This window comes from Streptomyces sp. NPDC048415 (assembly GCF_040651675.1).
Lineage (GTDB): Bacteria > Actinomycetota > Actinomycetes > Streptomycetales > Streptomycetaceae > Streptomyces.
On sequence record NZ_JBEZKJ010000158.1, the window covers coordinates 1 to 11,115 of the forward strand.

The following is an 11,115-nucleotide window of genomic DNA, read 5'->3' on the forward strand; positions in this document are numbered from 1 at the left end:
GTATGACCAATGAAACCTCTGAGGGTCAGGTGGTTCCAGAGGCAGGCACCCAGCAAGGAGGCCGGCGGCGAGTCGGCGAGCAACCAGCCGAGGCGCCTCCCGGAACGCCCCGCGGCCGACCTGCCACCGTCCGCCGCCACGGACGAGACGGAGGGCTGGCACCTGCTGCGCAGGGCGACCGAACTGGTCTTCCCCCTGCACACCTTGGCGGTGCGCGCGTGGTTCGAAGGACGGTACGTCTGAGGGGTCCGGGCGTCCCCAGGGACTGCGTGCCCACCTGAGCGAGCCTGTTCGGCCCGCTCAGCCCTCGATCACAGCGCGCCGAGCCCCCGCACCCGCACCGGATACGGCGGCTCGCTCAGGCTGTCATCCTCACGCTGTACCACCACGTTCCGTCCCTGCCACCGCACCACATACCGCTCGATCTCCGGCTCGTCCCACCCGTCGCCCGCGTCCCGTACGACGAGCCCACCTCCGGTACGCCCGCGCGCGGGAGCCCACACCTCCAGTTCCAGACCTCCGTCGGCGCCCCGTACGGGCACGACGGCGCCTGCCCGCGCCAGCACCGGAATCCGCGACAAAGGGGCGTCGATCAGCACCTGGGCCGGCCCCTCGTACGCCTCCTCGGTGACCGTGTCGTACCAACGCCCCCGCGGCAGCTGCACCGCACGCCGGTCCGCCCCGTGGTCCACTACGGGCGCCACCAGCAGACAGTCGCCGAGCAGGAAGGCGTCCTCGCAGTCGCGCAGCGCCCGGTCCTCGGGCGCGCCCCACCACAGGGGCCGCACGTACGGAGCGCCCGTGCGGCGCGCCAGATGCGCCAGCGTCATGAAGTACGGAAGCAGACGCCGCCGTTCGACGAGCGCCACGCGCGCGTGCTCCAGGACTTCGTCACCGAACTCCCAGGGTTCCCTGCGCCCCGCGCGCAGGCTCGCGTGGGTACGGAACAGCGGGAGGTACGCGCCGAGCTGGAACCACCGCAGATACAGCTCGGGCGACGGGCTCCCGTCGAAACCGCCCACGTCGGGTCCCGAGTAGGGCACCCCGCACAGCCCGAGCCCCATCACCAGGGACAGCGACGCCCGCAACCCGGGCCAGCCCGTGGCCACGTCCCCGGACCAGGTCCCCCCGTAGCGCTGCATTCCGGCCCACCCGGAGCGCGAGAAGAGAAACGGCCGTTGCTCGGGCGCGAGTTCACGCAGGCCCTCGTACCCGGCCCGGGCCATGCCCAGGGCGTACACGTTGTGCGCCTCGCGATGGTCTCCGCCGCGACCCTCCAGGAAGTGCCGGGCCGAACGCGGCAGCGTCGACTCCCCAAAGGCCGTGAAAGACGTCGGCTCGTTCATGTCGTGCCAAAACCCAGCGAAGCCCTGCGCGAGCCGCTCCGCGTACAGTCCGCCCCACCAGCGCCGCACGCGCGCGTGCGTGAAGTCCGGATAGACCGACTCACCAGGCCATACGACACCCCGCGCGAGCCGCCCCGACGCGTCCCGTACGAAGGCGTCCTCGGCGAGCCCGCTGTCGTACACGGCGTTGCCCGGTTCGGCCTTGACCGCCGTGTCGATGATCGACACCAGGCGAATGCCGTCGCGGCGCAGTTCATCGGCGAGCACGGGCAGCTTCGGGAAGTGCTCGCGGTCGACCGTGAAGACCCGGTGCGCGTCGTAGTGGTCGATGTCCAGATGGACCGCGTCGAGCGGAAGACCGCGCTCCTGGTAGCCCGCGACGATTCGCCGCACCTCCTGCTCGCTGCCGAATCCCCACCGCGCATGATGGTGGCCCAACGCCCATGCGGGCGGCAGCGCGGGCGCCCCGGTGAGCGAGGCCCAGGCGTGCAGTACGCGCGCGGGAGTGCCCACCATCACCCAGCAACGCAGCGGGCCGCCGTCCATCCGCAGCTCGCACGTCCCGGCCCGGTCGTGCCCGGAGCCGGCCCCCTCCTCGCCCTCGCGCAACGTCATCGTGCCGTCCCACGAGGCGTCGTGGAACACGAGATGCGTGGCCGCGTCGGCGACGACCGTCTGCAGGGGCATGGTGATGTACAGCGGATCGTCCCCGGGCCTGAAGGCCTGGCCGGGATCGGTGTTCCACATCCGGTACGTCCCGTCGCGCAGCCGGGCGCCCGCCGCCCGCCCGCCCAGCCCGAAGAACCGCGCGTCCGCGGCCACTTCGGATCGCTGCATCCAGCGCGCTCCGCCGCCGTCGACTGGCTCCCACCAACGCGGCGGCAGATCGCGGCGCAGGATCACGCCACCAGGGGTGCGCACCTCGACGGCGCCGTGCCGAGAGACCACGACCGTCGCCCGCTCGGCCACCACCCGCCAGCCGCCCTCCTTGTCCGGCTCCAGGACGGCCCGCGGATCCGGCTCCGGGCAGCGGCCCGCGAGCGCGTACGACGGCTCCGGGCCGGCCCCGTCCCAGCCCCAGAACACCGCTCCGTTCACCGCCACCGTGATCCGCAGCTCGGAGCGGGCGAACCGCACTACCCCACCGCCGGGGCCCGGCTCCACATCGCGTACGGGCCCGGGCACCCGAGCACGCTCGGCGCCGCGCTGCGGCAGTCCGACGGCGTCGGCACGCCTCCTGCGCCACGCGGCCCGTACGGCACGTACCCCCTGGGCCGCCCCCGCCGAACCGACCGCCTTCACCGAACGCACCAGGTCACGACCGTCCATGCTGCTCACCCTGCCATTGCCGGCGCTGTATGGGTGAGCCGTTCAACTGCCGTTCACCCGTGGTGGGGGCACATCTTCACGTCGGCGACTATGTGTGGCGCACCCTGGTGTAGAAGTCGATCACATGGCATCGTCCGTGTCAGCCGCGTGACGCGCACACCCCAGCTCGTGCGCGACAGACGCACACGACGCGCACAGTCCGGGAGCCGCCCCATGTCCACCGCGAACCCCTCGCCGCTCTGGCAGCCCACCGAGGAACGCATCGCCCAGGCGCAGATCACCAAGTTCCAGGCCTGGGCGGCCGAGCAGCACGGAGCCCCGGCCGACGGCGGCTACGCGGCGTTGCACCGCTGGTCGGTGGACGAGCTGGACACGTTCTGGAAAGCCGTCACCGAGTGGTTCGACGTACACTTTTCGACCCCCTACGCGCGCGTGCTCGGCGACCGCTCCATGCCCGGAGCCGAATGGTTCCCCGGGGCGACCCTCAACTACGCCGAGCACGCCCTGCGCGCGAGCCAGACACGCGCGGACGAACCGGCCCTCCTGTATGTCGACGAGACACAGGAGCCCGTCGGTGTGACCTGGTCCGAGCTGCGCCGCCAGGTCGGCTCCCTGGCCGCCGAGCTGCGCGCCCTCGGCGTGCGTCCCGGAGATCGTGTCAGCGGCTATCTCCCGAACGTCCCGCAAGCGGTCGTCGCCCTCCTCGCCACGGCCGCCGTGGGCGGCGTCTGGACGTCCTGCGCCCCCGACTTCGGCGCCCGCAGCGTCCTCGACCGTTTCCAGCAGGTCGAACCCGTGGTGCTCTTCACGGTCGACGGCTACCGCTACGGGGGCAAGGAGCACGACCGCCGCGACACCGTCGCCGAGCTGCGCAGCGAGCTGCCCACCCTGCGCGCCGTCGTCCACATCCCGCTGCTCGGCACCCAGGCGCCCGACGGAGCCCTGGAATGGTCCGCCCTGACCTCTGCCGACGTGGAGCCCGTCTTCGAGCAGGTTCCCTTCGATCACCCCTTGTGGGTGCTCTACTCCTCCGGCACGACCGGTCTCCCCAAGGCCATCGTCCAGTCCCAGGGCGGCATCCTGGTCGAGCACCTCAAGCAGCTCGGCCTGCACTGCGACCTGGGCCCCGAGGACCGCTTCTTCTGGTACACGTCCACCGGCTGGATGATGTGGAACTTTCTCGTTTCGGGACTGCTCACGGGCACGACGATCGTCTTGTACGACGGCAGCCCCGGCTACCCGGACACGGGCGCCCAGTGGCGCATCGCCGAACACACGGGGGCGACCTTCTTCGGCACGTCCGCGGCGTACGTCATGGCGTGTCGCAAGGCGGGGGTCCACCCTTCCCGCGACTTCGACCTCGCGCGCGTGCAGTGCGTCGCCACCACCGGATCGCCCCTGCCGCCCGACGGTTTCCGCTGGCTGCACGACGAGGTCCGCGACGGCTTGTGGATCGCCTCCGTCAGCGGCGGTACGGACGTCTGCTCCTGCTTCGCGGGAGCGGTACCCACGCTCCCGGTGTACATCGGCGAACTCCAGGCTCCCGGCCTGGGCACCGATCTCCAGTCCTGGGACCCCAGTGGCAAACCGCTCACCGACGAGGTCGGCGAGCTGGTGGTCACCAATCCGATGCCGTCCATGCCGATCCACTTCTGGAACGACCCCGACGGCAGCCGCTACCACGACAGCTACTTCGACACGTATCCCGGAGTGTGGCGGCACGGCGACTGGATCACGGTCACCTCGCGCGGCTCCGTCGTCATCCACGGCCGCTCGGACTCCACACTCAACCGCCAGGGCGTGCGCATGGGGTCGGCCGACATCTACGAAGCCGTCGAGCGGCTCCCCGAGATCAAGGAGTCGCTCGTCATCGGCATCGAACAGCCTGACGGCGGCTACTGGATGCCCCTGTTCGTCCACCTCGCCCCCGGAGCCGTACTCGACGAGGCACTTCTGAGCCGCATCAAGCAGACCATCCGCGACCAGCTCTCCCCGCGCCACGTGCCGGACGAAGTCATCGAGGTCCCCGGAGTCCCGCACACCCTGACCGGCAAGCGCATCGAGGTCCCGGTCAAACGCCTTCTCCAGGGCGCCTCGTTGGAAAAGGCGGTCAACGTCGGCTCCGTGGACAACGTCGAACTGCTGCGCTTCTACGAGGACCTGGCCCGCAAGCGCGCCTGATCAGCCGCCGTAGGTGGCCTCGGACTCGCCGAGCACGGCAGCGAAGTCCGAGGCCAGGCGCGCCGCGTCGACGGGTTCGAGTTCCGCGACCGAGATCCGTACACCGGGTCCGGAGGTGATCCTGAAGCGGGCACCCGCCGCGACCCACCAGCCGTACGACCGCAGCCCGTTCACGACGGCCGACTCGTCCCGCACAGGCACCCAGACGTTCATTCCGCTCACGCCGTGGGCCTCCACCCCCCGCTCGGCGAGCTCGCGGATGAGGGCGTCGCGCCGCTGCCCGTACGTCTCCTGGGCGCGCGCGACCAACGCGCGCGTGCCGTCGTCCGTCAGGAGCCCGTACACCGTCTCCTGCAACAGGTGGCTGACCCAGCCCGACGTCAGCAGCAGTCGACCGTCGTGCCGGGCCAGCGTCGTGGGGTCACAGGCCGCCGCGGCCCACCGCAGATCGGTTCCCAGGAACTTGCTCACGGTCCGCACATGGACCCAGCGGGTCAGACCGCCGGCGGTCAGCGTGTGCAGAGGCGCGTGTGCGACGGCGGAAGCGTGGTCGTTCTCCACGACCAGCACATCGGGCTCCTCCCGAAGCACCTCGACCAGCGCGTCCCGGCGCCCGGCCGAGAAACACCCGCCGTACGGGTTCTGCGCGCGCGGACTGCACACCACCGCCCGTACGCCCGACCGCAGCGCGGCGCGCAACGCCTCGGGCAGCATCCCCTGGTCGTCCACCGCGACCGGAACGGTACGCAGCCCCAATGCCGTGACGAGGTCAAGCAGATGGTGATAGCCGGGGTCCTCCATGGCCACGGCGTCCCCCGGCCGCAACTCCACCGACAGCAGCCGCCCGATGAGATCGAGCGCACCGTGTGCGAACGTCACGTGGTCCGTCGGCACCCGCTCGGCGGCCAGCCAGTCGCGTACCGCCTCCTCGAGCCGTGCCAGACGCGGCGTACCGCGATGCGATCGCGCACCAGGAGACAGCCGCGAGGGGGGCACCAGACGGGGCAGCAGTTCGGGGTCCGGATGACCGCCCGCCAAGTCGCGCAAGCCGTTCGGCACTTTCGGCGGCCGTCGCGACGCCACCGCGGGCGCGGCGGCGACGACGGTTCCGCCGCGCCCGCGGGTCACCACGATTCCGCGTCCCCGCAGCTCCTTGTAGGCCGTCGCGACCGTCCCCGGGCTCACGCTCAGCTCGTCGGCGAGCCTACGCACCGGAGGCAGTGCCGTGCCCGGTTCCAACACGCCTTCCGTCACACCTCGTTCCACGGACGAGGCAATCCCCTTGGCCGTCGTACCACTGATCCCATATTGTGTTGCCACGTTGGCAAGTATGTATCAATACATAATTGAACGCAAGGGGGAGCAGTGACAAGGCAAGGGGAAGCAGTGGGCGTGATGCGCCGCGCCGCCGCATGGTCAACACGCATCCCAGGAGGCCCCGACGGTCGCAGAATGCTCTGGATCGCCCTCGTCGACCGGATCGGCAGTGGCCTGTGGGCCTCCGTCTCCGTCCTGTATTTCACCTACGTCACCGGTCTCTCCGTCCCGGAGGTCGGCACCCTGGTCGCCGTGTCCGGAGCCATCGGCATCGCCGGCGCACCGTTGGGCGGCCGCATCGCGGACCGGCTGCCCCTCACCCGCGTCCTGACCGCCCTCCAGATCCTGCGGGCCCTTGCCTCCTTGGCGCTGCTCACCACCGACAACTACGCCCTCCTGCTGGCCTTCTCCGCCGTCGGCAGCCTTGGCGACCGCGCCGCCAACGTCCTCACCAAGCTCTACGCGACCCGCGTGTCGGGACCGGACCGCGTCCGCTACCAGGCCGTCAACCGAACCGTCGCCAACGCCGGCTGGGCCGTGGGCGGCCTCGCCGCCGCCGGGGCCCTCACCGTCGGCACCACCACCGCGTACCAATGGCTCCTCGTGGGCGACGCCGTCTCGTTCGTGGCCGTCGCCCTCGTCACCACGCGCTGTGGTGAACCGCCCTCGGCCACCCGCACGATCGCCACGTCGAAAGACGCCGCCCCAGCGACGCGGCCGATCGGCCCCTGGCGCGACCGCGCCTATCTCGCCTACGTCGCCACCGAGACCGTCCTCTTCTTCGATGACGCCGTGTTCAAGATCGGTTTGCCGCTGTGGATCGCGCACTCCGACAACGCACCCCATGGCCTCGCACCGCTGCTCATGGTCCTCAACAACGTGATGGTGGTGGCCCTCCAGGTCCCCTTGGCCCGGTTCGGCGCCACAACCGCCGCCGCCCGTGCCCTGCTGCTCCCGCTGTCCGCGGTCTTCGCCCTGGGCGGTGTCACCATGGCGTTGTCGGCCACGGGCGGCACCATCACCGCGACCCTGTTCCTCACCGCCGCGGCCGCCGCCTTCACCGTGGCCGAGATGCTCCACGCCACCGTCTCCTGGGAACTGTCCGTCGCCCTCGCGCCCGACACGGCTCAGGGCGCCTACCTGGGCGTTCACGGGCTCGCGCAGTCCGCACAACGCAGCGCCGGGCCACTCGCCGTCACCGCGGCCATCGCCACCGGCCCACTCGGATGGACCCTCTTCGGCACGGCCATAGCCGTGACCTGCATGTTTCAGCACCGCCTCGTGCGTGATCGCCTCGCTCGCCCGGCGTTGTCAGTGCCGCCAGTTACTGTGAGTGAGCATTGATCGACTGCGCACAGGGGGAAGAATGACGGACACCCAGCACCAGACCATGCGACGCGTGCTGCGCCGCGAAATCGCCGGAACCATCGGCCTGTTGACCGACGAACAGGACTTCACGGCGATGCGGCGATACCGCACCTTCGCTTTCGACGATCACACGACCTACCTCAAACAGGTGGAATTCCTGCTCAGGACCCTCGCCGCCGAGGGAAGCCACACGACGGTGGCACTCTTCGACCCCGAGGAGTACGCCGAATTCTGCGCCGAAAGCGGTCTGGAGCCCGACGCCCCGGCCAGCCGCACACGCTTCACCGCCGAACTGGCCACGACCGGCCCCACCATTCCGTACGACGGACAGCCCCTCGGCGAACTCGTCCCGGACCTCGTCGACGAGGCCGTCCGCAAAGCCACCTGGGAGTATGCGACCACACTCCTGGCCCGCATCGGTAACTGCGCGTCATGCGGCGAGGACATCGGCCGCGTCTCCTTCGTCCGCGCCTCGCACCTGCTCTCCCGCGTCCTCGACACCGCCGACCGCGGAGCCCTCCACCTCGTCTGCAGCGTCGCGGCAGCTCCCGAGACACTCGTCGCGGTACTCCGGGCCGACGACGACACCGCGGGCGCCAACCGCCTCGACGAGTCGGAAGCCCTCGAATTCACCACCGTCCTCGCCCTCGGCATCGCCACCCGGAGCGCCGGAGGCCTCGTCATGCGCACCACAGCGCCCGAGACAACCGACCGCGTCTACGGATGGCGCCTGCGCGGAGAAGACCTGGAACCGCTCACCGCCGCGGAGGTCTTCGACGCCTACTGCACCGACGCCGACTCCGGAGACCTCGTCTCCCCGGAATCGGGTGTCGACTACTGCGAACCACCCGACCTCGGAGAGGGAGGCCCACGGACGAGGCACGCGCACTGAAACGCGCGAGGGGCGCCCCACCGCAGGTGGAGCGCCCCTCGACGCCGGCCGTCGCGCGGTCGGCCGGCCCGGCTACTCGCCGGACAGCACCGCCTGCGCCGCCGTGCGCGCCTCTTCCGCCGTGTCCGTGGCACGCGCGGCTGCGGCGGCACGCTCGCACTGCGCCAGCGTGTACTTGGCGAGCGTCGCACGGACATAGGGAATCGACGCGGCACCCATCGACAGGGAGGTGACACCCAGACCGGTCAGCACGCACGCGAGCAGCGGGTCCGACGCTGCCTCACCGCAGACACCGCAGCTCTTGCCCTCGGCCTTCGCCGCCTCGGCGGACAGCGCGACCAGGTCGAGCAGCGCGGGCTGCCACGGGTCCTGCAGCCGGGACACCGCACCCACTTGCCGGTCGGCAGCGAATGTGTACTGCGCGAGGTCGTTGGTCCCCAGAGACAGGAACTCGACCTCCTGCAGGATCGACCGGGCCCGCAGCGCGGCCGACGGAATCTCCACCATCGCGCCGAACTTCGCCTGCAGCCCGGCCGCACGGCACGCGTCAGCGAACGCCTTGGCGTCCGTGCGGTCCGCGACCATCGGGGCCATCACTTCGAGGTAGACCGGCAGCCCCTCGGAAGCCTTCGCGAGCGCGGTCAGCTGCGTACGCAACACCTCGGGATGGTCGAGCAGCGACCGAAGACCCCGCACACCCAGTGCCGGGTTGGGTTCGTCGGCCGGAGTGAGGAAGTCGAGCGGCTTGTCGGCGCCCGCGTCGAGCACACGCACCACGACTCGGCCCTCGGGGAAGGCCTCGAGCACCTGCCGGTATGCCTCGACCTGCTTCTCCTCGGAGGGCGCGTTCTTGCTGTCGTCCAGGAAGAGGAACTCGGTACGGAACAGACCCACGCCCTCGGCACCGGCCTCAACGGCGGCCGGCACGTCCGCGGGACCGCCCACGTTCGCCAGCAGCGGCACCTTGTGACCGTCGGACGTGGCACCTGGACCCGTGGACGTGGACAGCGCCGCCTTGCGCTCAGCTGCCGCCGCCTCCAGCTGCGCCTTCTTCTCCGCGCTCGGCTCCACGAAGATCTCACCGGTGCTGCCGTCCACCGCGATCACGGTGCCCTCGGCGATCTCGCCCGCGCCGGGAAGCGCCACCACGGCAGGCACACCGAGCGCACGCGCCAGGATCGCGCTGTGGCTGGTCGGCCCTCCCTCCTCGGTGACAAATCCGAGCACCAGGGTCGGGTCGAGCAGCGCGGTGTCCGCGGGCGCGAGGTCACGAGCAATAAGGACGTAGGGCTCATCGCTGTCCGGGACACCCGGCATGGGCACCCCGAGCAGACGCGCGACGATACGATTCCGCACGTCGTCGAGGTCGGCGACGCGCCCGGCGAGGTACTCACCGGCACCGGCCAGCAGCGCACGGTACGCGGCGAACGCGTCATAGACCGCGCGCTCGGCCGTGCTGCCGACTGCGATTCGCCGTTCCACGTCCGCCATCAGCTCGGGATCCTGGGCCATCATGGCCTGAGCCTCGAGCACCGCCTGGGCTTCGCCCCCCGCCAGATTGCCGCGCGCAATCAGGTCGGCTGCCACAGCCTCCACGGCCATGCGGGCACGCCCCTGTTCGCGCTCCGCCTCCTCCGTAGGGATCTGCTTGGCAGGCGGTTCAAGAACCGCCGTTCCCATATGCCGAACCTCGCCGATCGCCACACCGTGGCTCACGCCGACGCCTCGCAGCGTTGTCTCCATCTCACCCGTCTCCGATAGTGCGGCGGTCCCGCCGCCGCGGTGGTTGTACAAACAGCCGTCTACGACGGCACCGATGTCACTGCCAGCTGAAGAGGGTGTCGCCGGCCTTCACATCGCCGTCCTCACGGACCTCGGAGAGAGAGTCCGCCGTGGCCTCGAGCGCCACGATGGGACACACCGGGGACTTGCCGGCCTCCTCGACGGCGGTCGGGTTCCACCGCACGACGCCCTGGCCGCGCGTCACGGTGTCCCCCTTGTTGACGAGCAGCTCGAAACCCTCGCCATTGAGCTGGACGGTGTCGATGCCCAGGTGCGTCAGCACACCATGGCCCTCGCTGTCGACGACCACGAAGGCATGGGGGTGAAGAGAGACAATCACGCCGTCCACGGGGGCGACAGCCTCCGAGGGCTCACGCACGGGGTCGATCGCGGTGCCGGGGCCGACCATCGCTCCGGAGAACACGGGATCCGGTACCGCGGCGAGTCCGATGGCACGTCCAGCAAGAGGGGACGTCACGGTGGTCATGGGAAGCCTCCCAGGGGTGGAGATGTATATGGGCCGTCACTACCTGTCCCGGACGGCACACTGTTCAGCAGGGTATGTCATATGAACTGGCGGTTCCGCATGAGACGGCCCGGTTGACGGCCCTAGAGCACAGCGCAAACGATTTGCGCCCGCTCCGGGCCCCCCTGTACAGTCGTACTCCTGCTTGAGGCCGAGCGACGCAACCAAGCGTCCTTGCCTGGCAGCACCCAACTTGTCAGATCCTATCTCGGGGTCTGGTTCTGCATGTCCGCAGAACCGTGGTCAGAGAGACGGAAAAACACTGATAGAGTTTGGAACACCGAAGGGAAGCGCCCGGAGGAAAGCCTGAGAGAGTCTCTCGGGTGAGTACAAAGGAAGCGTCCGTTCCTTGAGAACTCAACAGCGTGCCAAAA

7 protein-coding genes and 1 pseudogene are annotated in these 11,115 nt (G+C 70.2%); 4 read left to right on the plus strand and 4 right to left on the minus strand.

Features of this window, described 5'->3' with window-relative positions:
• Positions 1-96 precede the first annotated feature (96 nt).
• A pseudogene (locus AB0D27_RS43580) lies at positions 97-243 on the plus strand (NUDIX hydrolase); the annotation flags it as partial.
• Positions 244-311: 68 nt separating this feature from the next.
• Here AB0D27_RS43580 and AB0D27_RS43585 read toward each other — a convergent pair.
• Complete coding sequence (locus tag AB0D27_RS43585; protein WP_362520724.1) at positions 312-2,675, minus strand: TIM-barrel domain-containing protein; 2,364 nt, start codon at positions 2,673-2,675, stop codon at positions 312-314.
• Positions 2,676-2,888: 213 nt separating this feature from the next.
• Between AB0D27_RS43585 and AB0D27_RS43590 the strand changes: the two genes are divergently transcribed.
• Positions 2,889-4,856, plus strand: coding sequence for an acetoacetate--CoA ligase (locus AB0D27_RS43590; RefSeq protein WP_362520727.1), 1,968 nt, complete (start codon positions 2,889-2,891; stop codon positions 4,854-4,856).
• Here the strand turns inward: AB0D27_RS43590 and AB0D27_RS43595 are convergent, their stop codons facing one another.
• Entirely contained in the window at positions 4,857-6,176 is a 1,320-nt protein-coding gene (locus tag AB0D27_RS43595; protein WP_362520730.1) for an aminotransferase class I/II-fold pyridoxal phosphate-dependent enzyme, read from the minus strand.
• Between the two features lie 132 nt (positions 6,177-6,308).
• On the opposite strand from AB0D27_RS43595, the gene AB0D27_RS43600 reads away from it, so the two are divergent.
• Positions 6,309-7,517: an MFS transporter gene (locus AB0D27_RS43600; RefSeq protein WP_362520733.1), complete on the plus strand. Its 1,209-nt coding sequence runs from the start codon at positions 6,309-6,311 to the stop codon at positions 7,515-7,517.
• A 22-nt stretch (positions 7,518-7,539) separates the two neighbouring features.
• Positions 7,540-8,433, plus strand: coding sequence for a hypothetical protein (locus AB0D27_RS43605; RefSeq protein WP_362520736.1), 894 nt, complete (start codon positions 7,540-7,542; stop codon positions 8,431-8,433).
• Between the two features lie 72 nt (positions 8,434-8,505).
• Here the strand turns inward: AB0D27_RS43605 and ptsP are convergent, their stop codons facing one another.
• Complete coding sequence (gene ptsP / locus AB0D27_RS43610) at positions 8,506-10,176, minus strand: phosphoenolpyruvate--protein phosphotransferase (RefSeq protein ID WP_362520738.1); 1,671 nt, start codon at positions 10,174-10,176, stop codon at positions 8,506-8,508.
• 76 nt (positions 10,177-10,252) lie between these two features.
• Positions 10,253-10,702, minus strand: coding sequence for a PTS glucose transporter subunit IIA (locus AB0D27_RS43615; RefSeq protein ID WP_362520739.1), 450 nt, complete (start codon positions 10,700-10,702; stop codon positions 10,253-10,255).
• Positions 10,703-11,115: the final 413 nt, after the last annotated feature.